Consider the following 25,973-nt stretch of genomic DNA (forward strand, 5'->3'; position numbering starts at 1 on the left):
ACTACGCTCAGAATCGGAGACCAGCCGCTGGCTGAGTCCTCAAACCAGTAAGTCTCCGGACTCGCCGGGGCGGTTCATCTGATGGATTGCATTCGACTCTCAACTGACGAGAATTCGGAGACGAGGCCTATCGGGAATGTCTCCTCGGGTCGAGTATCAGCGAGCCGCGAACGTCGCGATTAGTTCTTGCCGTCGCGTCGCGTCGCCGTAGCGTAGTGAAAGTGATTGCCCGTGGGCGATATTCGCATGGCGTCTGTCGAGCTCGGCAGACCGAACCCGAAAGCCGATGCTTGGCATCTCGCGTTGGCGCGTACTGTTTTCAGGCTGTGCCCGTGGGATGGTAACGACGGTTATAGGAGAAAACCAGAGTGAGTCACCGCGGCTCGGACGCGTTCCGCGTTGAGTTCGCGGCGATGGTCGATCAACAAGTGAATCGCAACTGTCGCGTCCCGCTCGGCGTCGACGCCCTGCACGACGTACTGACTAAGCAGGTTTTCCCACATCCCGTCGGGCCGTTGAGCGTTATCGGCGGATCGAGCGTGACGCTGTGGCCCCACCCTCTTGCAAAGAGTGGCCTAAAGTCCGCAGCGCTCCGGAGATTGACATCACAGACCTGCCGCATGAAGATAGTTTGTGCTTACTAAAAAGTCGTGTTAGGGCAAACGGGCGCAAGCACGGGGCTGTCGCAGGTCGCCATGCAAGGAGTAGGGGATGTCACAGCCTTATCAAGTTATCCAGTGGGCCACGGGAGCAGTGGGTACGGGGTGTCTTCAGGAAGTACTCCGGAAGCCGAACCTCGACCTGGTAGGCGTTCTGGGTTACAGCGATCAAAAGGCAGGGGTGGACGCCGGTCAACTCGCAGAATTCGGCGACAAGCCAGTTGGAATCGCTGCGACGAAGGATCGGGCAGCGACCATCGCCACGGATGCCGATTGCGTGCTTTGCACCCCGCTTGCGGCCGACCTCGCCCAGACCGACGAAGATATCGTCGAATTGTTGTCGTCCGGGAAAAATACCATCACCACGACCGGCTGCTTCGCCCCTGAGTGCCGAGGTCCAGCGGTCGTTGGTCGACTTGCAGAAGCATGCCGAGCGGGCAACTCGTCGCTGTTGGGAACGGGCAGCAATCCTGGCTTTATGTTCGATCGCGTTGGCCCAGTGCTGACCGGTCTGTCCAACGAAGTCGACTACGTTCGCCTCGTCGAAACCGCCGATGCATCCAAGCATCCATCGGTGGAAATGCTCACCGAAGCACTCGGTTTGGGGCGCAAACCCGCGGAGGTGCATGGCGATACTCCATATGGCGAGTACTGGGCGACATTCTTCAGCGAGGTCGTCACCGCCGTCGCCAACGGGATGGGAGTGACACTGGACCGCATCGACACCGGCTTGGACATTGTCACCGCGCCCGAAGACTTCGACGTCGCGGTCGGTCGTATTCCTGCGGACACCGTCGTCGGCAACTGCCACCGCACCACGGGCATTGTCGATGGCAAATCGCTGATCCGGGTCGAAATCTATTGGTCGGCACACCCGGGTACGGGTGGTTGGCCGGTGCCGGCCGGCCTCTACCGCTGGGAGATCGAGATCGCGGGCCGTCCGTCGCTGCGGACTCGACTCGACGTGGTGCCGAGCCTCGAGGAAGGCGCCGGCGCCGACTACGACCCGGGAGTCTCGGGCACGGCCGGTACGGTCATCAATGCGATTCCCGCGGTTGTGGCCGCAGACGCCGGGATCGTTCGCACCTCGATGATCCGATGATGCCGCCTAAGCGTGAGCGCGTGGTGCTTACTACCGGCGCCAACTCGGGGTTCGGGCTAATGATCGCGATTGAGTTGGCGCGCCGAGGCTTCACCTCGATCGGCTCGGTTCGTTCGAAAGAGAAGGCCGCTAAAGTGCACCAAGCCGCTGCCGATGCGGGTGTGGCTGTGGAAACCGTGGTGTTCGATGTCCGAAACGAAGCTCTATGCAAAGATGCGCTGGCGTCGTTACCTCCGCTCTGGGGGTTGGTGAATAACGCGGGATACAACGCCTCGGGCGCAATGCTCGACATCACTGCCGAAGAGGTGCGAGACGCCGTGGACGTAATGCTGCTCGCGCCTCTGCGGCTCGCATCCCTTGTCGCGCCCCGCATGGCCGACGCCGGTGGAGGCCGAATTGTCAATATCACCTCCGCCGGGGGGCGGGTGGCTGTGCCACTTGCGGGGTCCTACAGCGCGGCCAAATTCGGCCTCGAGGGTGCGTCGGACACCATGCGGATGGAATTGGCCCGATACGGAATTCGCGTTGTGCTGATCGAACCCGGCAGTTTCGGCGGGACCAGCATCTACAACGAGGGCGTGTTCCTTGAGAATGGCCGCTGGGACAACTCTGACTACCGCTCCGCCTACTCGCGATTGCGATCGGTGACCTCGGCATCGTACCTTCACAAGGATGCTGCTCCGGTCGTCCGCAGGGTCGCGCAGGCCCTCGAGAGTGACCGGCCGCGCGCACGTTACACGGTCGGCTCAGATGCCCGAGCCATGCTTGCCATGCAGGCAGTCCTGCCCACGGCGATGCGAGATGCGATTTACCGCCGCTTACTACGGCTCTGACCGATTGCGACAGCTCGAAGAGATCCTAAGCAACAAGTTGAGCCTGATCGATCACGATCGAAGCAATCCGGTCAAGGTGCGCGTCAGCGCTACCGAGAAGTGCTGCGTCTGTGACCGCACGTTTGAGGTAGAGGTGTGCTGGATGTTCCCATGTGAACCCGAGGCCGCCAAGGATCTGAATCGTGCTGTTCGCGACAGATAAAAATGCCCGCGAGCACACAGCTTTTGCCAAGCTCGAGACCAGACATGGATCATCCGTACCGGTCTGAAGCGCCCCGGCTGCGTGATACGCCGCCGAACGAGCGTGCTCGACAAGCACGAGCATGTCTGCGCATCTGTGCTTGATCGCTTGAAACGAACCAATTTTTCTCCCGAATTGCCAACGCGTTGAGGCATATGCGACGGAGATCTCCAGGAGCTTTTGGGCTCCGCCAACCTGCTCCGCCGCCAACAGCGCAGTGCTTACGCAAAGTGCGCGTTCAATGGCGCGGTTGGCATCCGTTCCTGCGACCAGTGGTGTGCCCTGAACGCCGGCAAAACGTATCCGCACCTGACGCCGTGTTTGGTCGAGCGTATGAAGCCTTTCCCGATCGGCGCCCTCGACCACAAACAGGCCGATGCCTTCGGAATTCCGTGCCGCAACAACGATGACATCAGCATCACCGTCTACGACCTGTGCTATCTCGCCAGTCAGGCGTCCGTGGGACTCTTCTATACTGATCGACTCAGCATCGAATCCCGTTCCGCCATGCGGTATTGCGACGCAGGCCGTGGATTCGCCGCTGATCAGCAGTGGGAGTATTTGGTTCCCACCAAGAGCAGCAAGCAGTGGGATGGCTAGGTCGACCGTCCCAAAGACCGGTCCGGGCAACAAACTTCGGCCGAACTCCTCGCAGGCGATCGCCTGCTCCACCAATCCGGCGCCGGCCCCACCGAGGTCCTCATCCACAGCCAGTCCGAGCGCTCCAATCTCAGAACCGAGACGGAGCCAGGCAGACCGGTCGAACCCGTCGGGGGTATCTACGAGTGCTCGAACAGCGCTCTCAGATGTCGTAGTCGCCAGAAACTTTCGCAGAGAGTCTTGTAGCTCGTCTTGCTCCGCAGTCAGTGCGTATCCTGGTAACAGCTCATCCACGGGGTATCTCCTTCCACGCTTTGTCGGCGTCAGCTCGCATGTCCCCGGGCAACTCGAGAATTCTCTCGCCCAAAATGTTGCGCTGCACCTCCGAGGTGCCTCCTTCGATGGTATTCGCGCGCGAGCGGAGGAACAGGTACTGGATGGAGGTAGCCGAATCGTGTCTGTGCATCGATTCGAGCGCGGCGTAGTCCTCGTGCAGGGTGGCCTCGGCGCCCAGCAGTTCGATACAGAAGTCGTAGACATGCTGATTCAGCTCCGCCGATACCAGCTTCGAGATCGAACCCTCTGGACCTGGTGAACCGAGCTTGGAGGTAGCCCGCGCACGCTGTCTGGTGATGCGGTGTGCCTCTGCGCGAGCCCATAGCGTTGCGAGCCGATGTCGTAATGCAGGTGTATGTAGGTCCGGTCGTTCTCGCCAGAGCGACATCGCGTCCGCGATAGAGCCCGACCCGCGAACAGGTGAGCCGCCCCCGATCGCGGATCGTTCGTTCATGAGTGTCGTGATCGCGACTCGCCATCCGTCGCCCGGTGACCCCAATCGATGGCTATCGGGTATCCGAACGTCGGTCAGAAACACTTCGTTGAATTCAGCGTGGCCAGTCATCTGCCGAAGGGGTCGCGCATCGACCCCGGGCGTGTGCATGTCCAAGATGAAGTAAGTCAACCCCTTGTGCTTTGGCGCATCAGGATTGGTCCTTGCTAGCAGTACCCCGTAGTGGGCGACGTGTGCTCCGCTTGTCCAGACTTTCTGGCCATTAACCACCCACTCATCACCGCGCTGCACCGCCATGGTTGCAAGGCCAGCGAGATCTGATCCTGCCCCGGGCTCGCTAAACAGCTGACACCAGATGTCGTCGCAACTCGCTAGGCGCGGCAGCAATTCTCGCGCAAGATGCGGTGGTGCGTGCTCCACGAGCGTGGGGGCTGCCATTCCGTACCCGATGGGATTCAAACTGAATGGGTGCGCTCCGCCGGCTTCGCGTAACACCGCATCGGCGACTGCCTGAAGACCGCGCGGGACGCCAAGACCGCCAAAGCTTTGCGGGAAATGGACCCACGTGAGTCCGGCGTCGTACCAGGCGCGAAGGAACTGCCGTGGGCTCATGGATCGCGGATCGTGACGAGCGACCACACCAAGTGCGAGACGTTCGATGTCGGCTGGTGCTGTTGTTGCCTCGATGGTGAATCCCGTCATGTGGCCGATAATATATGTGAGTACTTACTTTACTCAAGCAGGAGGTCTGAGTGCACATGTCAGAGCGATTGGCCGGCCGGACAGCGTTGGTCACAGGTAGCTCACGCGGTGTCGGGGCAGCGATCGCGTTCCGGCTGGCCCGCGAGGGCGCCCGAGTCGCCGTGCACTATCAACGCGATGCGGAGGCGGCCACCGCCGTTGTCTCGCAGATCATAGGCGCTGGAGGCGCCGCAGCTGAGTTCCAGGCCGCGATGGACGATTTCGACAAGCTGGACGAAATGTGCGACGCAGTCTTGAACACGTTCGGCCCAATCGATCTCGTTGTCAATAACGCGGGATCCGCGAGCCGCGGTGATACAGTCGCCAACTCATCGATTGCCGAATTCGACCAGCTGATGCGCATTCATAGTTTGGGACCGCTACATATGATTCGGCGGCTCCTGCCCGGAATTCGTCAAGCCACCCGCGGCGACATCATCGCGATATCGAGCACCACAGTCGCCAACGCGCCCGCCAACTCTGCGCCCTACACGATGGCGAAAGCCGCAATGGAAGTGGCGATGAGAACTCTCGCTCGCGAAGAGCGTGGCAACGCGATTCGCGCGAACATTGTCGCTCCAGGGCTGGTGGACACAGAGATGGGCTCGCGGCTTGTTAGGGCGGTCAACGCCGGCCGGAAACTTTCGGACTTGCACACCGGCTTCCCCTTCGGGCGTGTTTGTCAGCCGTGTGATGTTGCCGCGGTGGTGGCCTTCCTCGTCAGCGAGGACGGAAGCTACGTCACTGGACAACGGATCGTGGTGGATGGGGGCGGTCCAGATCCAGCCCTCTTCTGATCGGGCACACGAGGGGAGGCCTCAAGTCAGCTGGCGGCGCATGCGTGCGTACGAGACGCTTTGACTTCAACCAGCATGGGGCTTAAAATAAACAAGTTAGCACTCACTATTGTCAAGCGCCGGAAATGACGAATGCAGAGGGGGCTCGAGCGGCGCACTGGGTATACCCAAGGCTGCTTTGATCCGCTCCTGCCCCACGACGCACGAGAATGAAGGTAGGAAGCGCATTGACGCGCGATGATTTCGACGTCGAGGCAGTTAGGTCAGCGTGGATCGGGACCGTTGTCGCCCGTACTAAAGGCAGATACCCGGTCGAGTACGACCCGATCCGGCGATATTGCCACATGATCGACGATGGCAACCCTCTGTATTTGGACCCAGAAGTGGCACGCGAAGGTCCTTATGCGGCGGTAATTGCGCCTGGTCCGCTGCTGCCGTACTTCGCCGGGGGAGGGCCGTGGCCCCGGAAGCCGAAATCGGAGAAGGGTGCTGGTCGCCCGGGCTGGACCTACGGAGTACCGACGCCCGGTGATCGCGGTATTAACCTGCAGGTATCTTGGGAATATCTTCGACCGGTACGGGTGGGGGATCACCTCTCGTCGGAGACACGAATCGTCGAAATCTTCATCAAGCCAATCAAGATCGACCCCCAGGCGGTCTGTATTGTCACCGAAGCTTGCCTGACCAATCAACGAGACGAGGCCGTCGCGGTATGTCGGAACACGGTGTTGGTGCACCGTTCGAAGCGGCAGATGGCTGTCGTCGGAGATTCCGATGATTGACGGTGTGAAAGACGCGAAATTACCACGGCCACAATGGGATGACGTGGAAATTGGCCAGGAGCTGGATGGAGTCGAGGTGTCCGTCGATTGGAAAACCGTAGCCTTGCAAGTCAGCGGTTCGCAGGACTGGAATCGGGTGCACCACGACCCAGAGTTTGCGCTTGACAGCGGTCACTCCTCGATATTCCTCAATACGGGCTGGACTACCGGCCTCGCCTTCCGGGTCGCATCGGACTGGATCGGGGTTTCCGGCTGGATCGAGCGCTTCGAACTTCGGATGCGCCAGATGAACGCGTTCGGGGACAAGGTGCGTTCGGGTGGGCAGGTGAGCGGCAAGCGAATCGATTCAGCCGGCAGACGGGTGGTGGATCTCGACTTGTGGCTTGCGAACGAACGGGTCGGCAGGACGACAGTCGCTTCTGCAATGGTCGTATTTCAGACTTCAGAAGGAGATGTTTGATGACCGTCGATCACCGAGCGGTGCATCCCCGGACACCTGTCCTGGTCGGCGTTGGACTGCAAAGCCAGCGTGTACCCGACCCATTCGCTGCAGTCGAACCACTAACGCTTATGAGGCGAGCAAGTCATGCGGCTGCACATGACGCCGCTGCACCCTCGGTGCTCAGGGAGATCGACCGCGTATATGTACCAAAGGGGCGCTGGCGTTACCGAGATCCTGGCCGCGCAATTGTGAAGTCATTTGGTTCTGCGAACGCGGCGTCGGTGCTCGCCCGCGTCGGTGTACTACAGGAGTCACTCATAGCCGACGCGTGTAACAGCATCATCGCCGGATCGGCTGACGTTTGTCTTGTCGTCGGAGGAGAGGCGGGCTTTCGCCTACGGTGTGCGGCGAAAGGAGGACACGATCTTGGCGACGAGCAGCAGGACACCACTCCAGACGTGACGTGGCGAGCGGACTCGCAGATCATGCTTGATGCCGAAATCGGCAGTGGTCTCGGCCAGGAGGCAGTCGGCTATTACGCGATCATCGCCGCGGCGGCACGCGCCGCGAGTGGCCGTTCGATCCAGGAAGACATAGCCGCGACAGCCGAGCTGTACAGCGAACTCAGCCAAATTGCTTCCCGCAATCCGTATGCGTGGAAACGATCACCGATCATCGCCGAAGAAGTCTCCGCGGACGCGGCCAGCAACCCGATGCTCGCGTTTCCTTATCGTACTGAGCACGTCAGTCGTTGGAGCGTGGACCAAGCTTCTGCGTTGATCTTCACCTCGGTTCAGAAAGCGCGGGAGCTACAGATAGACCCCTCTAGATGGGTGTATCCGACGTCGAGTGGCATCTCTAACGCGATGATCCCGCTGACTCAGCGAGCCGACCTAGGAGCCGCGCCTGGCGCCGAGCTGGCTGCGTATGCTGCGCTCGATCACGCTGAAATGACTGCACGTTCTCTCGATTTGGTTGAGCTGTATTCCTGCTTTCCTGTCGCGATCCAGTCACATGCGGACGCTCTAGGTCTACCGCATGCAAACCCTGCTCCGTCGTTTACGGGCGGAATGCGGTATGCAGGAGGGCCGTTCAACAACTATGTGCTGCACACAACAGCTCAGCTCGCGCTAGCGTTGCGGCAAACAGGCAGGACGGGATTGATCTCGTCGGTGTCCGGAGTACTCACCAAGCAGGCTTTTTCCGTGTGGTCAGCGAAGGTCCCACGCAACCAGTTTGAATCACTCGACGTATCGGAGGCAGTGCGCGGGCAGTGCACTCTCCGTCCACTCGTCGAGCACTACAGCGGAGCGGCTTTCATTGTCGGCTACACAGTGCTCCCGGGCCGAGGAGACCGGCCGGTGAGAGCAGTCGCGGTGGTTGAGACGCCCGACCAGCGTCGTGCGATCACGTGGACGGAGAGCAAGTCCGTGGTTGACGCGATGACGGCCGAGGAGTTTTGTGGGCGCCGCGTATTCGTAGGCAGCAATGGGGCATTCGACATCGCTGATCTTCAAGCGGCCATGGAGACTCGGTGACGTCGGCACACTGGGGCGCCGACGTCGTGCGCAGTGACGCGCATCCAACGCATCTGGTCTACGCGAATCGTTGGCGCACTGTGTGCGGATTTCTCGATGACGCTCGGCGATGGGGTGACCGCGAATACCTGATCGAGAACGAACGCCGGGTTACCTTCAGACAGTTTCTCGATAGCGTCGAAGCAATGAAGGGGAAGCTGCGTGACGAGCACGGTGTCGCACCCGGGGATCGAGTGCTGTTGCTTGGCGCAAACAGTGCAGACTGGGTTGTGGCGTTCTTTGCCGTACTGGCGTCGGGCGCAATAGTTGTCACCGGGAACGCATGGTGGAGTCGCAAGGAACTCGATCATGCGCTTGCGGTGGCTTCGCCGGTCTTGGCGATCGCTGACGAACGCCGAGCGGAGGCCCTCCCAACGGTCCAGCCCATGTTACGGATGCCATTCAATCTAGCCGTGACACATGCCAATCGACAGAGCAGGGTCGATGAAAGCTCATTTGACGAGAACACTCCCGCTATCATCGTATTTACGTCCGGTACAACCGGCGCGCCGAAGGCAGCCGTACTGTCACATCGATCGGTGATAGCAAACCAACAGAATTTCTTAGTCGCGAGGAGGCGGCTTCCATCCGAACTGCCGAATGACCATCAAGGCACAATAACCCTTGTGACAGTTCCTCTGTTTCACATGGGCGGTATCCAATCGGTCCTCGCCTCGCTATTGACGGGCGGCAAGCTCGTTCTCCATATCGGACAGTTTGACGGCGCCGCCATTCTCAAAGTGATTGAGGATGAGAAGATTCAAGCGTGGGGAGGGGTGCCGACCATGATGGCGCGCGTAATCAATCACCCCGATTTGGCCTCACGTAACACGTCATCTCTGCGGACTGTCACAGTGTCTGGAACTCGCGTGAGCACGCAGATGATCAAACAGGTGAGAGAAGCCTTCCCAACCGCGGGGCGCAATGCGGGGACGATCTATGGAATGACGGAGGCCGGAGGAACCCTCACTTCGGCAACGGGTAGGGAGTTAGCTACCCGACCAGGCACAGTGGGACGGCCGTTTCCGGTCGTCGAGTTGAAGATCAAGGATCCCGACGGTTCGGGCAAGGGGGAGATCATCGCTCGGTCACCGACGAACATGACTGAATACCTGGGTTCGTCCGATCCGTCCGTCATCGACGGCGAAGGCTGGCTTCACACCGGTGACACCGGATATATCGACAAGGATGGATACTTGTTCGTTGACGGGCGTCTCAAGGACGTCATCATCCGCGGCGGCGAAAATATCGCCGCCGCTAACGTCGAAGCCGCGATCAAGGAGCATCCCGCGGTCGCCGAGGTCGCGGTTATCGGCCTGCCGGATGAGGAATTCGGGGAGGTCGTTGGTGCCGTGGTAGTGCCACGTGACGGCACTCAGCTAACATCAAACGCCCTTGAAGGATTCGCCGCTGAGAGGTTGGCGTATTTCGAGGTGCCTAGTCGCTGGTGGTTCAGAGGGGAACCGTTACCGACGAACGCGACCGGCAAGGTCGTCAAACAACCACTGCGCGAGGCTTGGCCAGCCATCGATGAGCAGAATGCGACCGTCGAGTGAGCACGCGTCAAGTAACACGGACACCTCAAGCCGGCTTCCTCTCGGGCGAGACGTTCCACAGTCGAAGCCGGATCCTCGCGAATGCAACGAGAGTGGCGACAGGTTTGGCGTCGATCGGGGTAGGGATTGGCGACTGCGTCGCATTCCTTTTGCGCAATGACATCCCGATCTTGGAGTTGACCACTGGCGCCGGCCTAGTCGGTGCGGTCACCGTACCAATCAATTGGCATTTCACGGGCGCCGAGATCGGTTACATACTGGAGGATGCCGCCGCGTCGGTACTTGTCGCCCACGCTGATCTCATCGGACCGATCCGCGATGCAGTACCGGAGTCAGTACGTCTGATCGTCGTCGATACTCCCGAACACATTGGACGCGCATTTGGGATCGCGGAGCACCACCGCATGGCAGCCACTGGCGATGTCCGCTGGCCTGAGTGGTTGAGCTTGCATGAGCCGTGGGGTGGACCGGCGCCGGTGGCCTCGAGCACTATGGTCTACACGTCTGGCACGACTGGGCGCCCCAAAGGCGTACGCAGGCAAGCGCTCACACCCGCGCAGCGAGCTGCGTTCGCCGGTGTGGCCCAGCGCACGCTGGGCCTGAGCGAGGGCAGCAGGACGGTCATCACGGCCCCGATGTATCACAGCGCCCCCAATGCCACGGCGATGTTCGCGCTGCAGGCCGGAGCGACTGCAGTTCTCCAGCCACGCTTTGACGCTGAGGCTCTACTTCAACTGATCGAACAGCACAGGATAACCGCGCTCCAATTGGTCCCGACCATGTTTACACAGCTTCTGAACCTGCCGGAGCAGATACGTCTCAGCTACGACGTGAGTTCGCTGGCGCACGTGTGCCATACGGCCGCGCCGTGCCCGCCCGACGTCAAGCGTCGGATGATCGAGTGGTGGGGACCGGTGATCTACGAGTTCTACGGATCCACCGAGACCGGGTCTGTCACGTTCTGCTCTAGCGAGGAGTGGCTCGCGCACCCCGGAACCGTTGGGCGCGCGATCGACGGTGCCACGGTCAAGATCCTGGATTCCGACGGCCACGAGCTGCCCGCGGGAGAAGTCGGTGACATCTATTCTCGACTTCACACCATTCCCGGGTTCACCTACAACGGAGCCGCATCGAGTGGCGACGAGACCGAGGGTTTGGTGCCGTCCGGGGACGTCGGGTACGTGGATGAGGATGGGTTTCTCTATGTCTGCGACCGCAAGGTTGATCTCGTAATCATCGGTGGCACAAATGTGTATCCGGCAGAGATCGAGTCCGCGATCGCCGGAATGCCAGGGGTCGCCGACTGTGCTGTATTCGGCATTCCCGATGATCGTCTCGGCGAGGCGTTAGCGGCGGTGATTCAACTGATTCCGGGAAGTACCGTACAAACCGATGACGTCAAAATGTATCTTCGTCAACATATCGCGCAGTTCAAAATCCCCAAGATCATCGAGTTCAGAACCGAGCTCCCGCGCGAAGACTCGGGCAAAATCTTCAAGCGCCGGATCCGTGACGAGTACTGGCGGGGCCATGATCGAACGATCTAGCATCTCGCGGCTTGGAAAGGTGGCCCCGCCCGAAATGGGCCTGGCCTGACCCCGTTTGATTGATCCATGGCTTATGAGAGTCTTGCGACCCACGACGCGGGCAGGAAGGCTCGACTGACCGGACCCCGTGGACCAGTTCACAGGGTCCGGTCAGGCCGGCTCCACAGCGGAGTGACGCGGGCTGTTCGCAGCCCTCGGCCCGTATGGAGGCACGTCACGCAATCACGGGCGTACTTCGCCGAACGCTGCAGTATCGGGTTGTCAACGACGAGCGCGATTGGTGGCCAGGTTTTTTCGCACTCGAAGGGCCCCTTCATCAATGAAGCACTGTGCGATCGCGATGCCGATTCCAGCTTTATCTACGGTGATCACGGCGGATTATTCAGCCATTCTGTTCGCCATCAGGGCCAACTGTCCGGGTGTGCGAATGGGGGACACCTGCCATGAAGAGTCCGAGCTGTGTGGGCTCTGACCCAACGTTGATCCACGCGTGCGACGTACCGTTCTGCACGACCGTGTCGCCTGCGGATAGCGTCGTCCGATCGCCGCTGTCCAGTTCGAGCTCCACTCGGCCAGATAGCACCACCGCGAAATCGACAGTCGGAGTGCGATGAAATCGCGGAGTAGCCGGGTCGACGTACTGCGCGGCGCCCGGTAGTAGCCGTTCATAATCTGCGATGAGATCCGCGAGGGCAATACGAGGTAGCTGAGCTCTTGTGGTGTCGTCGGCAAGGTTGACGATCACAAATCGAGCTCCGGCGCAGGGAGGATAGAAGTCTTCGGTCGCGGGTTCATGCCCATCGTCGGGCAGTTGTGGCGGGACGTCCCAACCCCATAGGCGATAGAACACGTCCCCTGGGTTGACTCGGGAAGCGTCGCCGCTCAACAGCTCGTCACTCGCAATGACTGCTTTGCCATTGACGTCGTGACCGGTAACTACGCGACGGATCGCACTGCTCATCGTGAGCCCTCGAATATCCAATCTGCGGTATCAAGCTCGCGGGTCATGTTCCAGTAATCCACGAGTCGCCAGGGCGTGTTCGCTACGATGCGGCGTCTACTATTGCGGTACCAGCTTCCGGCTTCGACCTGTGACCAAATCATGCCGCCGAGCGCGCTATCGAGGCGCTGCTGATATTCAGCGAACACATCGCTGCGGCATTCCATTGAGCCCTTGCCGTTTTCGATGAGTTCGCGAACACATTGAACGATGTAACGTGATTGGCACTCCGCGTGGAAGATGATGCTTCCGCCATGGCCAAGATTTGTGTTCGGGCCGTAGAGGAAAAAGAGGTTGGGAAAGCCGGGCATGGCCATCCCGAGGTAAGCGCGAGGGTCGTCGCCCCTCCATACCTCATCCAGCTTCTGGCCGGACTTCCCGGTAATGATGATGGGCCACAGCATTTTTGTGGCCGCGAAGCCTGTTCCGCAAATTATTGCGTCGACGGGATGGCTAGTTCCATCGGCGGTGACAATCGAATCCGACGTCACATGTGAGATCGGTTCGGTGACCAGTGAAACACTCGGCTTCTTGAGCATGTCGAACCAGTTGTTGTCGACCAGCATCCGCTTGCTGTATGGCGGATACTTCGGAAGCGCCTTATCCAGCAGATCCGGTCTGTCGGACAGCTTCTGCTCGATGTAACGGGTCAAGCGCAACCGGACACGCTCATTGAATGCGTTGATCGACCGACCATTGCCCGCCCAGTCGGGGTCTACGTGTAGTGCTGGCCATAGGCCATCGCACAACTTCCATATAAGCGAGAAACGGTACCAACCCGCATAGGCGGGAACATGTCTCAGTAGCCACTTGGTTTCTTCAGACACCCTGCGGTGATAGAGCGGATTCGGGATGGCCCACTGAGGAGATCGCTGAAAAATGATGGTATCACTAGCTACACCCGCAACTGCTGGCGCAAACTGCATGGCGCTAGCACCAGTGCCGACGACCGCCACGGACTTTCCAGACAATTCGACATCGTGCCGCCAAGTCGCCGAGTGGAACACCGGACCTTGGAAATCAGACAACCCATCCAGTGTCGGCAAGAGCGGTCGATTCAACTGCCCCACGGCTGTGACGAGAACGTTCGCTTGCAAATGAGTTGCTCGACCATCTGGAGTTGACACGTCGACGATCCAGCGCTGTCGCTCGGCGTCGAACCGAGCGGCGACGACTTCGTGGTTGAAACGTATGTGTGGTGACACTCCGTACTTGTCCGCGCAGCCGGTGAAATACGCAAACAGCTCGTCCCTGTCGGAGTAGTAGCTGGACCAGTTGGGATTCCGTTCAAACGAGTAAGAGTAGAAGTGGTTCGGCACATCGACCCGGCATCCGGGATAAGAGTTCTCGTACCAGGTCCCGCCGACGCACGGATTCTTCTCGAGGATCGTGTATGGCACGCCGAGTTGTTCGAGTTGCATCGCGGTGCAGAGTCCAGACATCCCAGCGCCGATAATCAGAACATGGAAGGCGTCGACAGCACTTGGATGTGGTGGCACCCGCCAATTCACGACGCGATCACTCAGGCCAATCTCCTCGCGAACCATCGGTTCATATTCGGCCGGTACAGGTTCAGCGACGCACGCACTCATGATCTCCGCGAAGCTATCGGGATCTAGTTCATCCTTTCCCGACCAGCTCTGGCCATTCTTTTGTCGATCCAGCAGAATGTGGAGGGCGGCAGCGCGAACTTCACGGACATGCTCTGGAGCCAGCCCACCGGTGGGGTCGTCACGCAACACGCTGTCGCGATCGGCCTTGTATGGCGACTCGAGCCATCGGCGGTCACCCGTCAGGTGGGCGAGCGTCGCGACGAGCGCCGGAACGTCGGCATCTTCGAGAGCCCGCGCGAGTTCGCACTCGATTCCTGCGTCGACCTGCACTTTGCCCTCACAATTCACTTGGTCACTGGCGCGGTTACGATCGGCAACCGCTCTAACGATAGTGAGTACTTACATCTACATTTACCATCTGAAAGCGATCATGTCCAGCTACACGGCGATCGGCTCTCACCCGATGACGTGTCCGTGGTCGCTTGTCGGTTCCGAAACCGAGACAGCGGTGCGCATTCCCCACTTTTCGTATCAGGCGGTCGTTCCGTAGGTGCCCATTTTGGATGTTGGTATCAGCTAAAAACCACTGTTCATCTGATGAATCATCGGCCGGGCGGTGCGAACGGCGTCTTCGCTTTCAGCGAGGCCTGCGCGCCGCCGTTACCCTGATGAATTGCTACACACTCCAACACGGTTGAGCCCGCTCATCGACGCGCCACGCGACGATTACACCAGCGCGCCAACCAGGTGACTACATCTGACTGTCGGCGCCCAGGTGAGTGTCAGTTCCAGATCTTGACCCGCTTGCCCGGTTCCAAGAACAGCGCGCCGGCATCGGCGCCGTCGAAGGCGTCGTAGAAGGCGTCCATGTTGCGCAGCACGCCGTTGCAGCGGAACTCCGGCGGCGAGTGCGGGTCCACCGCCAGGCGCCGGATCGCCTCCGCCTCACGGGATTTGGTGCGCCACACCTGGGCCCACCCGTAGAACACGCGCTGGACGCCGGTGAGGCCGTCGATGACCGGCGCCGGCCGGCCGTTCAGTGACAGCTGGTACGCCAGCAGCGCGATCGACAGGCCGCCCAGGTCACCGATGTTCTCCCCGACGGTGAACGCGCCGTTGACGTGGTGTTCGCCCGCCAGCCCCCGCGGCGTGTAGGCGTCGTATTGCTCGATGAGAGCCTTTGTGCGGGCACCGAACTCGGTGCGGTCCGCGTCGGTCCACCAGTCGACCAGATTGCCGTCGCCGTCGTATTTGGCGCCCTGGTCGTCGAAGCCGTGGCCGATCTCGTGCCCGATCACCGCGCCGATGCCGCCGTAGTTGGCCGCGTCGTCGGCCTCGGCGTCGAAGAACGGTGGCTGCAAAATGGCTGCGGGGAACACGATTTCGTTCATCCCCGGGTTGTAGTAGGCGTTGACGGTCTGCGGCGTCATGAACCACTCGTCGCGGTCCACCGGCCCGCCCAGCTTGGCCAGCTCACGGTCGTGGTTGACGGCGTAACCGCGCTGATAGTTGCCGTACAGGTCACCCCGGTCGATCACCAGCGCGGAGTAGTCACGCCACTTCGCCGGGTAGCCGACCTTGGCGGTGAACTTGCCCAGCTTGGTCAGCGCCCGCTCGCGGGTCGCCGGTGTCATCCAGTCCAGGTCGCTGATGCTGATCCGATAAGCCGCTCGCAGGTTGGCCACCAGCTCGTCGATGCGGGCCTTCGCCTCCGGCGGGAAATGCCGTTGCACATAGAGCTTTCCGACGGCGTCGCCCATCAGGTTCTCCACCAGCGACACCGCGCGCTTCCACCGGTCCCGGATTTGCTCGGCGCCGGTCAGCAGCCGGCCGTAGAAGTCGAAGTCCGCGGACACCAGCTCGTCGGTCAGCCAGGCGGCCCGGGCGCGGATCAACCGCCACCGCGCCCAGCTCTTCCACACCTCGAGGTCTTCGTTGCGCCAGAGCTCAGCGAAGGAGCGGAGGTAATCGGGTTGGCGCACAATCACTTCCGCGATGGCTTCGGGGTCGGCGCCGAGCGCGCCGGCCCAGCCGGCCCAATCGAAGCCCACCGCCTCGTCGCGAAGTTCGGCGAAGGTGCGCAGGTTGTAGCTGAGGTCGACGTCGCGGCGCTTGGCCACATCCCAGTGCGCCTCGGCCAGTTTGGTCTCCAGCGCGACGATGCGGTCGGCGGTCTGAATGTGGTCGGCCGGATCGCCGCCGAACACCAGGGCGAACATCCGCGCGATGTGCGCCGGGTAGGCCTGAAGCACCTGTACGTGGCGCTCGTCGCGGTAGTAGGACTCATCGGGCAGCCCGAGGCCGGACTGGGTGAAGTGCACCAGGTAGCGCGCCGAGTTCTTGGCGTCGGTGTCCACGTACACCCCGACGCCACCGCCCGCGCCGGTGCGCTGCAGGGCGCCGATGGCCCGGGCCAGTGCGTCGGCATCAGCGGCGTCGTCGATCACGGTCAGCTCGTCGAGCAGCGGCCACACGCCGCGGCGCTGCACGGTGTCCTCGTCGAGGAAGCTGGCATACAGGTCGCCGATGCGTCGCGCGTCGTCGTCCCCGGCGGCCGCACCCTGCCGGCTGGCCTCGACGATCAGGTCGCGCACTTGTTCCTCGGCGCGGTCATACAGCTGCCGAAACGCCCCGTCGGTCGCCCGGTCGGCCGGGATCTCGTATTCGGCCAGCCAGCGGCCGTTTACGTGACCGAACAGGTCGTCCTGGGGGCGGATGCTGTCGTCGACAAAGCTCAGGTCGATGCCCGAGCGGAGGGCCGTATTCGTCACCCCGCCATCCTTCCATCTTTCCCGGGTGCAACGATCGGGCCATGTCCGACGGCGAGCGAACCGAGTCACCTGCCGAAGACGATGCCGTCGACGTCGACCCCGACGTCGACGCGGACTCGGACGGCGACGCCGAGGGAGACGAATCCGAAAGCGCCGGCGTCTTTTCCCATTACGGCATCGCGTCCGCGGCGCTCGGCGCGCTGTCGGTGGCCGCGGTGGTGCTCGGCCTGATCATCTGGTCCGGCCATCGCGAGCAGGTCGCCGAACGCGGCTACCTGAGCCGGGTCATGCAGACCGCCGCGGAGTGGGCGAACGTGTTGATCAACATGAACAGCGGCAACGTCGACGCCAGCCTGCAGCGCCTGCATGACGGCACGGTCGGAGAACTCAACACCGACTTCGACGCCGCCGTGCAGCCGTATAAGGCGGTCGTGGAGAAGCTGCAGTCCAAGAGCGCCGGGCGCGTCGACGCGGTGGCGATCGAAACCGTGCACCACGACCTGGACACCTCCCCGGGGGGCGCAAGGCCGCCCAGGGACGTGGTCACCACCAAGCTGCCGCCGTTCGCGAGCCGGACCGACTCGGTGATCCTGATCGCCACGTCGGTCAGCGAGAACGTCGGAGCCAAGCCGCAAACCGTGCACTGGAGCCTGCGGCTGGACGTCTCCGATGTGGACGGCAAGCTGATGATCTCCGGATTGGCCTCGCTCCGATGAGGAACATCTGGCGGTTGTTCGCCTTCGACATCGCGGCCCCGCTGGCCGCGACCGCGGCGCTGCTGGCCATCGGGCTGGTGCTGGGCTGGCCGCTGTGGTGGGTGTCGGCGTGCTCGGTCCTGATCGTGCTGATCGTCGAAGGCGTGGCGATCAATTTCTGGCTGCTGCGCCGCGATTCGGTCAGCGTCGGCACCGACGATGACGCGCCGGGGCTGCGCCTGGCCGTCGTGCTGCTGTGCGCGGCGGCGCTGACCGCGGCCGTCGCGACCGGCTACACCCACTGGACCAGGGCGGACCGCGACTTCACCAACGACTCCCGCAAGGTGGTTCAGATCGCCACCCGCATGGCGGAGGCGATGGCGTCGTTCAGCCCCACCGCCCCGACCGATTCCATCGACAGGGCCACGGCGATGGTCGTCCCGGAGCATGCGGCCGCGTTCAAGGAGCAATACTCCAAATCCAGCGCCGACCTGGTCCAGCACAACGTCACCGCCCAGGCGACCACCGTGTCGGCCGGGGTCGAGGCGCTCGGGCCGTCGGCCGCCAGCGTGGCGGTGGTATTGCGGGTCACCCAGAACACCCCGGGACAGCGGCCCAGTCAGGCGGCGCCGGCGTTGCGGGTGACGCTGACCAAACGCGGCAACGACTGGCTGGTCGCCGACGTGCTGCCGGTGCGATGACCGATCAGTTGGTTTCGGCCGAACGCGCGGACTTCACCTTGACGAACCGGTCCGACAAGCGCCGGATCCGGATCATCAGCGCGGCCGACGGGCTGGTGCTGCCGTCGAGGTAGCCGTCCAGCTCCTCGGCGGTGACTCCGATGCGGGAGGCGAATTCCTCCGGGGCGAGACCCGAGCGGTCGATCAACAGCCGCACGTGGCGGGCGACCTCGGCGCGTTCGTTGGCCTCCAGGTGGGTGCGGGCGCGCTCGAGCACCTCCCACAGCGCCTTGGCGATGCCGTAGGGCCGAGTGCCTTCCAGGACCTCCTCGACCTGGCGGGCGGTCCGCCCGTACGGGTCGCGCTTCAGCGCCGCGGCGATGCGCTTCCAGGTTGCGATGTCACCGCCCTGCAAGGCCGAACGGATGGCGGCCGTCGGCCAGAACTCCACCGGCTGCTCGGGATCTTGGAAGGAGCCAGTCGACCCCCCGCCGCGTTGACGCTGTTCGGGACCCGGCCGGCGGGGCGGCGCAGGGCGTCGGTCGGGTGCCAACGTCACCTCGCCTCCTCCAGCATCGCCACGGCCACCGACAGGCAGCGCCGCCTGACTTCCTCCCAGTCCGAGCCTGCGTCGGTCTCCGATCCCTGGTCTTCCGGGTGGTCGCAGGGGTCGGGATCTGCGAGTCGACGGACCAGCTGGGTGGCAATCCACTGCCGCCTGGGTGATTTACAACAGTAATACCTGTCCATTCCGGCCAGCACCACCGCGGCGGTCTCGGGCTCCAATGAATCGACCATGTCTGCAAAGTCGGCATAATCACGCCGACTGTTACGGCTCATGATCAGGTAGCCCTTCAGCCGCAGGGTCTCGGCCCCGGTCGGAACCAGCAGCCGGTCACCGGTGGGCAGCTGCACGTTGGTGGTCTCCACCGGGCTGCGCCGCTCGTATACGGGCCCGCCGCCCGCCGCCGCCGCGGTGTCGTTTTGCAGCGCGTCGATCGCGACCGACAGGCGTCCCCGCCACAGCGTCACCGGATGAACGGGCCGCTCGGTGCCGGCGATGGCTTTGGCGATGCCGTTGCGTGAGGTCAGCCCGCCGACCAGCTTCTTGGTCCCCAGCGAGCCGTTGGTGTGGCCGTTCGCGCCGGGCTTCTTGCCGGCCGCGCCCACGCAGGCGCCGACCCGCTCCTCGCTGAGCGCGACGTGGTGGGGGATCTGTCCGGGCCCCCGGCCGCGAACCTGATCCGCGTCCGGCCCTGCGACCGCCCGGGCGGCGTTGCGGCCGCAGCCGGTGAAGGCGAGCGGATCGGCCACGCAGATGGCGTCGGGGGCCAGATGCTTGAGCTTCGCGGCGGACTTGAGCACCATCCGCAAGTCGGCGCTGGGCGCCACCAGCGCCGAGATGTCGTCGGGGATGACGACGACGTCGCCGAGGTCGACCTCGGGCAACGGCCGGTCAAAGTCGACCGACGGCAGCACACGGAACAGCCAGGGCGGCAGCCACCAGTTCCACTGGGCGAACATCGCCATCAGCGCCGGCACCATCACCAGCCGCACCACGGTGGCGTCCACCGCGATCGCGACCGCGCAGGCGACGCCGATCTCGGCCACCAGGGGCATGCCGGCGAACGCGAACCCGACGAACACCGCGATCATGATCAGCGCGGCGCTGGTGATGGTTCGCGCGCTGGTGCTGACCCCGTAGGCCACGGCGTCGCGGGTGTTCCCGGAGTGCAGGAATCGCTCCCGGATTCGGGTGAGCAGGAAGATCTCGTAGTCCATCGACAACCCGAAGGTCATCGCGAGCACCAGCGGGGGAACGGTGCTGTCGATCGAGCTGATTTGGGCGAAGCCGAGGTCGCGCAGCCACCCCCACTGGAACACCATGACCAGGCTGCCGTAGGCGGCGGCGACGGACAGCAAGGTCATCAGCACGCCCTTGAACGCCAGGAACACCGAGTGAACGGAGACCAGCAGCATCACGAACGCGATAAGCGCCACGATCGCCAGCACCAGCGGCTCGGTCTTGGATACCTGGTCGTCGAAGTCCTTGATCAGGGCGGTAGGGCCGCCGACGTCCACGCGCGCCGTGCCGGCCTCGGGGACCTTCGGCAGCTGTGCGCGCATCCAGCCGACGGTCTCGCGGGCCTTCATGTCCTCGGGATCCACCGACAACACCGCGGACAGCAGCGCGCTGCCGTTGTCCTCGGCGAACTGCGGCGGGGACACCGACACGATGTTGGGTGCCTGCGCCATCCGTTGGCGGATCGCGCCTACGGTGTGGCTGTGCTCGGGGGAGGCCGCGCCGCCGTCGGGGAAGTTGATCAGCACCCGGATCGGGCCCAGCGCGCCGGGGCCCAGCGCCTCGGCCGCCGCGCCGACCCCGGCACGGATTTCGTGCGACGAGTCGAACTGGCGCAGCAGGCTGTTGCCCAGCACCATCGACGCGGCCGGCGCGGCCATCACGAGCAACACCAGCGACGCCGCCAGCGCCGACATCCACGGCCGGCGCATCACCCAGCTGATCCAGCGGTTCCAGAACCGGGACTGGGTGCTTTCGGGGCGGCGTGACCAGTGCAGCAGGGCCGATCGCTTGGCGGCCGCCCGGCCGAACGTCGCCAGCGCGGCCGGCGTCAACGTCGTCGAGGTCAGCATGGCCACGGCGACGGCCAGGATGGCGCCGGTGGCCATCGATTTCAGCGCCGGGGTGTTGATCACGTAAATCCCCGTGAGCGAGGCGATCACCGTCATCCCGGACAGCACCACGGCCAGCCCGGAGGTGGCCATCGCGGCGTCGACGGCCTCGCGGGGCTGGCGCCCGGTCCGCAGTTCCTCCCGGAACCGCATCAGGATGAACAGCGAGTAGTCGACGGCGAGCGCGATCCCGAACATCGACACGGTCGAGGTCACGAAGACCGACATGGTGGTGTAGGCGGACAGCAGATAGACCAGCCCCATGGTGACCACGACCGTGCAGACGCCCAGCGCCAACGGGATGGTCGCGGCGGCCAGCGAGCCGAAGACGGCGAGCAGCACGATCAGGATGACCGGCAGGTTCCATTTCTCGGCCGCGGCGATGTCGTGCTTGGTGTTGGCCGCGGCGGCGGCGGACAACGCGCCCTGCCCGATGACGTAGAGCCGCACCCGACCGTTGGCGGTCTGGCCGGGTTGGTCGCCCTTGATGCCGACCTTGGTGCGCAGCTGCTTGGCCACGTCGCTCGTGTTACGGGAATCCAGGCGCACTGACAGCACGTACGGCCGGTCGGGCTGCGGGGGCCGCTGGGTGGGGTTGGGAATCTCGGCGGTGCCCGGGATGACGGCGGCGATCTGCCGGAGCTGCGCGACGGCGTCGTTCATGTCCTGGTAGCTGGCGTCGGGGCGGGGGGCGGCCACCAGCGCCAGCGACGACCCGCCCTGGTCGTGGTAGAGATCCTCGAGCTGGTCGTGAACCGCCAGCGACTGCGATCCGGCCACGTCGAACCCGCCGCCGGTGAGATTGCCCGACTGCGTCAGCGCCAGGTAGACGGCAGGAACCAATGCCAGCAACCAGCCTGTGAAGACCAACCAGCGGTACTTACGCAGGCTGCGGCTGAGGCGCATCATTAACTGCTGGATTTTTCCGCTCCCCGGGTCTCGCGTAACGCGTGCTGGCGACGATACCGCAGCGGGCTGTGGATTATGTGGCTTATCTAGTTCCTGAGCTGCGACGACGGTGATGTTGCCAAGACGCTGCCATGATGTTGTGAACCGGTGACCACGCGGGATTTCCGTCACACATCCACGTCCGGCCCTGGTTCGAGCTGGCAGCGTCGATATCGGCGGTGGCAGGATGTCGGATGGCCCGCGCGGCCTCCGGGATTCGGGGGGTGGTCGCGCTTTGTTTGGGGCCACCTGTTGCAGCCGTTTGCGAGGCGCCGATCGCGGCGGGTCCGCCGCGAACTCGAAGGAGTTACCCATGACGAGAGCCACCGCTGGACGGGGCCGCAGAATCTTCGCCGGGCTGGTCGCCTTCACGGTGCCCGGAGCGGCCGCCGCGGTGCTCGCCGGCGCCCCGGCGACCGGCACCAACGACCCGTGCGCGGCCAGTGAGGTCGCCCGGACAATCGGCTCGGTGTCCAAGTCGATGGGTGACTACCTGGATTCGCACCCGCAGACCAACCAGACGATGACCGCGATGCTGCAGCAGCAGGCGGGCCCGCAGTCGGTGAACGGGTTGAAGTCCTACTTCGAGGCCAACCCCAAGGTGGCCGGCGACATGACGTCGATCGCCCAGCCGCTGAGCAACCTGTCGCTGCAGTGCAAGCTGCCGATCTCGATCCCGCAGGCGCTGGGCATGGTGCAGCAGGCGCAAGGCGCGGCCGGTGGGCTGCCTGCGTTTCCTGGAAACCCCGCGCCCGCATCACCTTTGGGCGGCACCACCGGTGGCGCCCCGGCCGCGGCGCCGCAGCCCGCGCCGCCCGCGGCGACCAGCCCGCTGCCGGGCCCACCGCGCGGAAACACCGTAGGCTAGGGCTGGCCGTCGTTCTCCGCGTTGCCATCGGCCGGGTTCCGATCGGCCGGATTTCGGTCCGGCGGTAGCGGCCCCTGGAGGGCGGTCTCGGTCGGATCGGCCGCGGCGTCGCCCGCGAGCGGGACGAGGGGCAGCGGGCCGGTGATCGGGTCCTCGTCGGAGTCGGCGACGTTCTCGGTGCGGAACACGAAGAAGAACACCACCCAGCCGATCGCCGAGATCAGCAACCAGCTGATCAACCGGTAGATCAGCATCGCCGAGATCGCGTTGGGCAGCGACATCCCGCTCGACACCAGGCCGGGCACCAGTACCGCCTCGACGATCAATAGCCCGCCCGGCATCAGCGGGATCGTGCCGACCGCGCGAGCGGCCGCGTAGGCCACCGTCAACCCGGCCACCGAGGCGTGGTCCCCGGCGGCGTAGGCGGCAAAGCCCAGGCAGGCGACGTCGGCGATCCAGTTGAATATCGACCACCCGAACGCCACGCTCAGGTCGCGCCGGCCCAGGCTCACCGATTCCAGCTGCATCAGGGTCTCGCGCCACTTGTCCAGGCCGGCCACGGCCGGCCTGCCCCGAACCGAGTTGACCCACGCGAGGACCCGGCAGCCGATGCCGTCGATCAGCTCCGGGCGCGACGCGACGGCCTGGGCCAGCAGCAGCAACGCCACGAACCCGCCGAGGGTGAACAGCAACGAGAACGGGTTGTTCTTCGCCCCCAGCAGGAAGGCGCCGCCCAGACCGAGCAAAGCCAACCCCACCGCCTGCAGCACGCCCGACATCACCAGCTGCCACGACGCCACCACCGTCGAGGCGCCCCAGAGCCGCTGCTGGCGGAACAGGAAGGTCGCCGAGAGCACGGGCCCGCCGGGCAGCGTGGTGCTCAGCGAATTGGCGGCGTAGAAGGCCGCCTCGGAGCGCAACTGCTTGACGTGCACGCCCGCCGATTTGAGCAGCGTGCGCTGGATCTGGGCAAAGCTGTGCATCGACGCGGCCGCCGCGGCTCCCGAGGCGAGCAGCCACCACCAGTTCGCCTCGTACAGGCTCATCCAGGCTTTGGCCAGCTGATCCCAGCCCAGCGAAACCTCGACGGCAAGCACGACGGCTACCGCGGCCAGGATCACCCAGCGCACCCACCAGTACTTCCCGCGCGGGGTCTCGCCCCCGCAGGCGGGCGGGGGTGCCTCCCGCTGGCGGGAACGTGCCCCCACGCGCGAGTGGGTGGTTTTGTGGGCGGGTGCGTCGTGCGGCACGTGATTTAGGGTAACGGTGCAGGTGGCGCCGGGATCGCTGCGCATCGCCCACCGTGTCCTGCGTGTTCTGGGGTCGTAACCGGATCGTGCCGACGGCGACGGTTCCTGACGACCCGCGGGCGCCTGCGGACACGGGCGAGACACGTTTGTCCGCGGCCCGCGGCGGATAGGCTGGCCAGATGTCAGCAAACCTCGACGATGCCTCGGTCGAACCCCTTGTCCGCAAGACCGCAGCCTGGGCGTGGCGTTTGCTCGTCATCCTGGTTGCCCTGCTCGCCCTGTTGTGGGTGGTGCAGAAGCTCGAAATCATCGTCGTTCCGGTGCTGGTGGCGCTGCTGTTGAGCGCGCTGCTGGTGCCCGCGGTGGACTGGCTGGACACGCGGGGCATGCCTCGCGGTGGTGCGGTCGCGCTGGTGTTGCTGGGTGGCTTCGCCATCTTGGGCGGCATCCTGGCGTTCGTCGTCCTGCAGTTCATCGACGGCCTGCCCGGCCTGACCGAACAGGTGACGCACAGCATCGAGTCGACGCGCCGGTGGCTGATCCACGGCCCGGCGCACCTGCGCAACGAGCAGATCGACAACGCGGTCAACGCCGCCATCGAGGCGCTGCACAACAATCAGGCGAAGCTGACCAGCGGCGCGCTGTCCACCGCGGCCACCGTTACCGAGCTGGTCACGGCGGCGGTGCTGGTGTTGTTCACGCTGATCTTCTTCCTCTACGGCGGGCGCAACATCTGGCAGTACGTCGTGCAGATCATCCCGTCCGGTGTGCGTCACCGGGTGCATGAGGCCGGAAACGCCGGATTCGGGTCGCTGATCGGGTACGTGCGGGCCACCTTCCTGGTCGCCCTGACCGACGCGGCCGGGGTCGGCACCGGTTTGGCGATCATGGGCATTCCCCTCGCGCTGCCGCTGGCGTCGCTAGTGTTCCTGGGCGCGTTCATCCCGCTGGTCGGTGCCCTGATCTCGGGCCTTATGGCCGTCGTGGTCGCGCTGCTGGCCAAGGGCATCGTGTACGCGCTGATCACGTTGGGCTTGCTGATCGCCGTCAACCAGGTCGAGGCCCACCTGCTGCAACCGTTGGTGATGGGCCGCGCGGTCTCGATTCACCCGCTCGGGGTGGTGCTCGCCATCTCCACCGGCGGCGTGCTGGCCGGCATCGTCGGCGCCCTGCTGGCGGTCCCGACGGTCGCGTTCCTCAACAACGCGATCCAGGTGTTGCTGGCGCCGGATCCGTCCGCCGAAGCCGAGAAAAAGACCGAGGAAGCGGACGACAAGAACGCGATCCTGCAGGCCGAACCCGATCAACCCGAGCACGAAGCCGGCTGAGGCTCAAGACTTTTCGATTGCGCCGGGTGGCCGGCTACAGCCGTCCCTCGCGGCGCAGCAAATCCTGCGCGGACAGCCCGCCGCTGGAGCGCCGGCGTTGCCGGGCCGGATCGCCGTTGTCGCCCTGTCCGGGTGCGTTCACCTGCTGGGCGGCGGCGTTGGGGTCGTTGCCTTCCGGTCCCATTTTCGGCAGGGCGGTGGTTTCGGCGGCGTCGCTGTCGTCCGAACGGTTGCCGGGAACCGGAATGGCCCGCGTCTGATCGCCGGACGGGGGTGCAGCCGGACCGGTGGCCGATGGCCGGTGGGGGGCCTGCGGCGTGGAATTGGTGGCGACGCGCGGGTCGGCCGGCCGGTCACGACCGGGGGCGCCCGGCGCGGCGAAGCGTGTCGTCTGGGCCTCCGTCGGCTGGTCGGGCCGGGCCGGACTGCGCGTGGTGTTCGGGGCCGGTTCCTGCGCGGGCCGCGGATCGGTCGGCCGCGCCGGCCGCGACGGCTTCAGCGCTGCCGGGTGGGTGGGGT

20 protein-coding genes and 1 pseudogene are annotated in these 25,973 nt (G+C 64.0%); 12 read left to right on the forward strand and 9 right to left on the reverse strand.

The features are described 5' to 3' along the window. Positions 1-711: 711 nt before the first annotated feature. Together BST14_RS30145 and BST14_RS30150 are read left to right on the forward strand one after the other, a co-directional pair. Positions 712-1,761, forward strand: coding sequence for an NAD(P)H-dependent amine dehydrogenase family protein (locus tag BST14_RS30145; protein ID WP_158085913.1), 1,050 nt, complete (start codon positions 712-714; stop codon positions 1,759-1,761). Then, on the forward strand, positions 1,761-2,594 hold the full coding sequence (locus BST14_RS30150; protein WP_281252821.1) for an SDR family NAD(P)-dependent oxidoreductase: 834 nt from the start codon (positions 1,761-1,763) through the stop codon (positions 2,592-2,594). Before BST14_RS30145 ends, BST14_RS30150 begins: the two co-directional genes overlap by 1 nt. Before the next feature lie 25 nt (positions 2,595-2,619). On the opposite strand, the gene BST14_RS21800 is transcribed toward BST14_RS30150, so the two are convergent. Next, entirely contained in the window at positions 2,620-3,729 is a 1,110-nt protein-coding gene (locus BST14_RS21800; protein WP_306460730.1) for an acyl-CoA dehydrogenase family protein, read from the reverse strand. Beyond that, positions 3,722-4,927 carry an acyl-CoA dehydrogenase family protein gene (locus tag BST14_RS21805; RefSeq protein ID WP_083066444.1) on the reverse strand — a complete coding sequence of 402 codons (1,206 nt, stop codon included), beginning with the start codon at positions 4,925-4,927 and terminating at the stop codon, positions 3,722-3,724. The genes BST14_RS21800 and BST14_RS21805 overlap by 8 nt, the downstream gene beginning before the upstream one ends. 56 nt (positions 4,928-4,983) lie before the next feature. Here BST14_RS21805 and BST14_RS21810 point away from each other — a divergent pair, with 56 nt between their 5' ends. The 6 genes from BST14_RS21810 to BST14_RS21835 all read left to right on the forward strand — a co-directional run bounded on the left by BST14_RS21810 (position 4,984) and on the right by BST14_RS21835 (position 11,667). Then, on the forward strand, positions 4,984-5,763 hold the full coding sequence (locus BST14_RS21810) for an SDR family NAD(P)-dependent oxidoreductase (RefSeq protein ID WP_083066445.1): 780 nt from the start codon (positions 4,984-4,986) through the stop codon (positions 5,761-5,763). A 227-nt stretch (positions 5,764-5,990) separates the two neighbouring features. Continuing rightward, entirely contained in the window at positions 5,991-6,545 is a 555-nt protein-coding gene (locus BST14_RS21815; RefSeq protein ID WP_158085915.1) for an FAS1-like dehydratase domain-containing protein, read from the forward strand. After that, a complete protein-coding gene (locus tag BST14_RS21820) occupies positions 6,538-7,005 on the forward strand; it encodes a hotdog family protein (RefSeq protein ID WP_083066447.1) in 468 nt (155 codons plus the stop codon). Before BST14_RS21815 ends, BST14_RS21820 begins: the two co-directional genes overlap by 8 nt. Beyond that, on the forward strand, positions 7,005-8,525 hold the full coding sequence (locus BST14_RS21825; protein WP_142279532.1) for a TLP1 C-terminal extension domain-containing protein: 1,521 nt from the start codon (positions 7,005-7,007) through the stop codon (positions 8,523-8,525). The genes BST14_RS21820 and BST14_RS21825 overlap by 1 nt, the downstream gene beginning before the upstream one ends. Continuing rightward, positions 8,522-10,120 (forward strand): class I adenylate-forming enzyme family protein, encoded by a 1,599-nt coding sequence (locus tag BST14_RS21830; RefSeq protein ID WP_083066449.1) that lies wholly within the window; start codon positions 8,522-8,524, stop codon positions 10,118-10,120. The genes BST14_RS21825 and BST14_RS21830 overlap by 4 nt, the downstream gene beginning before the upstream one ends. Then, entirely contained in the window at positions 10,117-11,667 is a 1,551-nt protein-coding gene (locus BST14_RS21835) for an acyl-CoA synthetase (protein ID WP_083066450.1), read from the forward strand. The genes BST14_RS21830 and BST14_RS21835 overlap by 4 nt, the downstream gene beginning before the upstream one ends. A gap of 382 nt (positions 11,668-12,049) precedes the next feature. On the opposite strand, the gene BST14_RS21840 is transcribed toward BST14_RS21835, so the two are convergent. The 3 genes from BST14_RS21840 to BST14_RS21850 all read right to left on the reverse strand — a co-directional run bounded on the left by BST14_RS21840 (position 12,050) and on the right by BST14_RS21850 (position 16,991). Continuing rightward, positions 12,050-12,628: a cupin domain-containing protein gene (locus tag BST14_RS21840; RefSeq protein ID WP_083066451.1), complete on the reverse strand. Its 579-nt coding sequence runs from the start codon at positions 12,626-12,628 to the stop codon at positions 12,050-12,052. Then, positions 12,625-14,550 (reverse strand): flavin-containing monooxygenase, encoded by a 1,926-nt coding sequence (locus tag BST14_RS21845; protein ID WP_142279533.1) that lies wholly within the window; start codon positions 14,548-14,550, stop codon positions 12,625-12,627. Before BST14_RS21845 ends, BST14_RS21840 begins: the two co-directional genes overlap by 4 nt. A gap of 452 nt (positions 14,551-15,002) precedes the next feature. Beyond that, on the reverse strand, positions 15,003-16,991 hold the full coding sequence (locus tag BST14_RS21850; RefSeq protein ID WP_083066453.1) for a M13 family metallopeptidase: 1,989 nt from the start codon (positions 16,989-16,991) through the stop codon (positions 15,003-15,005). 41 nt (positions 16,992-17,032) lie between these two features. On the opposite strand from BST14_RS21850, the gene BST14_RS21855 reads away from it, so the two are divergent. Both BST14_RS21855 and BST14_RS21860 read left to right on the forward strand, forming a co-directional pair. Then, the gene (locus BST14_RS21855) at positions 17,033-17,707 is read left to right on the forward strand and encodes a hypothetical protein (protein WP_083066454.1); all 675 of its coding nucleotides are present in this window, start codon (positions 17,033-17,035) and stop codon (positions 17,705-17,707) included. Next, entirely contained in the window at positions 17,704-18,387 is a 684-nt protein-coding gene (locus BST14_RS21860; RefSeq protein ID WP_083066455.1) for a hypothetical protein, read from the forward strand. Before BST14_RS21855 ends, BST14_RS21860 begins: the two co-directional genes overlap by 4 nt. Positions 18,388-18,391: 4 nt before the next feature. On the opposite strand, the gene BST14_RS21865 is transcribed toward BST14_RS21860, so the two are convergent. After that, complete coding sequence (locus BST14_RS21865) at positions 18,392-18,925, reverse strand: transcriptional regulator (protein WP_083066456.1); 534 nt, start codon at positions 18,923-18,925, stop codon at positions 18,392-18,394. After that, positions 18,922-21,969 carry an MMPL family transporter gene (locus tag BST14_RS21870; protein ID WP_083066457.1) on the reverse strand — a complete coding sequence of 1,016 codons (3,048 nt, stop codon included), beginning with the start codon at positions 21,967-21,969 and terminating at the stop codon, positions 18,922-18,924. Before BST14_RS21870 ends, BST14_RS21865 begins: the two co-directional genes overlap by 4 nt. Before the next feature lie 352 nt (positions 21,970-22,321). Here BST14_RS21870 and BST14_RS21875 point away from each other — a divergent pair, with 352 nt between their 5' ends. Next, positions 22,322-22,876 (forward strand): hemophore, encoded by a 555-nt coding sequence (locus BST14_RS21875; RefSeq protein WP_083066458.1) that lies wholly within the window; start codon positions 22,322-22,324, stop codon positions 22,874-22,876. Here the strand turns inward: BST14_RS21875 and BST14_RS21880 are convergent. Next, positions 22,873-24,126: a lysylphosphatidylglycerol synthase transmembrane domain-containing protein gene (locus tag BST14_RS21880; RefSeq protein WP_169926118.1), complete on the reverse strand. Its 1,254-nt coding sequence runs from the start codon at positions 24,124-24,126 to the stop codon at positions 22,873-22,875. The genes BST14_RS21875 and BST14_RS21880 overlap by 4 nt on opposite strands. A gap of 179 nt (positions 24,127-24,305) precedes the next feature. Here BST14_RS21880 and BST14_RS21885 point away from each other — a divergent pair, with 179 nt between their 5' ends. After that, positions 24,306-25,454: an AI-2E family transporter gene (locus BST14_RS21885; protein ID WP_083066459.1), complete on the forward strand. Its 1,149-nt coding sequence runs from the start codon at positions 24,306-24,308 to the stop codon at positions 25,452-25,454. Between the two features lie 34 nt (positions 25,455-25,488). Here BST14_RS21885 and BST14_RS21890 read toward each other — a convergent pair. Further along, positions 25,489-25,973 (reverse strand): annotated as a pseudogene (locus BST14_RS21890) (hypothetical protein); the annotation flags it as partial.

This window comes from Mycobacterium arosiense ATCC BAA-1401 = DSM 45069 (assembly GCF_002086125.1).
In the GTDB taxonomy this organism is placed as follows: domain Bacteria; phylum Actinomycetota; class Actinomycetes; order Mycobacteriales; family Mycobacteriaceae; genus Mycobacterium; species Mycobacterium arosiense.

Excerpts from the sequence above, each read along its gene's own strand:
- BST14_RS30150 (WP_281252821.1), top strand. The coding sequence starts at position 1,761 with ATGCCGCCTAAGCGTGAGCGCGTGGTGCTTACTACCGGCGCCAACTCG.
- BST14_RS30145 (WP_158085913.1), top strand. The coding sequence starts at position 712 with ATGTCACAGCCTTATCAAGTTATCCAGTGGGCCACGGGAGCAGTGGGT.
- BST14_RS21855 (WP_083066454.1), top strand. The coding sequence starts at position 17,033 with ATGTCCGACGGCGAGCGAACCGAGTCACCTGCCGAAGACGATGCCGTC.
- BST14_RS21825 (WP_142279532.1), top strand. The coding sequence starts at position 7,005 with ATGACCGTCGATCACCGAGCGGTGCATCCCCGGACACCTGTCCTGGTC.
- BST14_RS21805 (WP_083066444.1), bottom strand. The coding sequence starts at position 4,927 with ATGACGGGATTCACCATCGAGGCAACAACAGCACCAGCCGACATCGAA.
- BST14_RS21870 (WP_083066457.1), bottom strand. The coding sequence starts at position 21,969 with ATGATGCGCCTCAGCCGCAGCCTGCGTAAGTACCGCTGGTTGGTCTTC.
- BST14_RS21840 (WP_083066451.1), bottom strand. The coding sequence starts at position 12,628 with ATGAGCAGTGCGATCCGTCGCGTAGTTACCGGTCACGACGTCAATGGC.
- BST14_RS21810 (WP_083066445.1), top strand. The coding sequence starts at position 4,984 with ATGTCAGAGCGATTGGCCGGCCGGACAGCGTTGGTCACAGGTAGCTCA.
- BST14_RS21885 (WP_083066459.1), top strand. The coding sequence starts at position 24,306 with ATGTCAGCAAACCTCGACGATGCCTCGGTCGAACCCCTTGTCCGCAAG.
- BST14_RS21860 (WP_083066455.1), top strand. The coding sequence starts at position 17,704 with ATGAGGAACATCTGGCGGTTGTTCGCCTTCGACATCGCGGCCCCGCTG.
- BST14_RS21875 (WP_083066458.1), top strand. The coding sequence starts at position 22,322 with ATGACGAGAGCCACCGCTGGACGGGGCCGCAGAATCTTCGCCGGGCTG.
- BST14_RS21820 (WP_083066447.1), top strand. The coding sequence starts at position 6,538 with ATGATTGACGGTGTGAAAGACGCGAAATTACCACGGCCACAATGGGAT.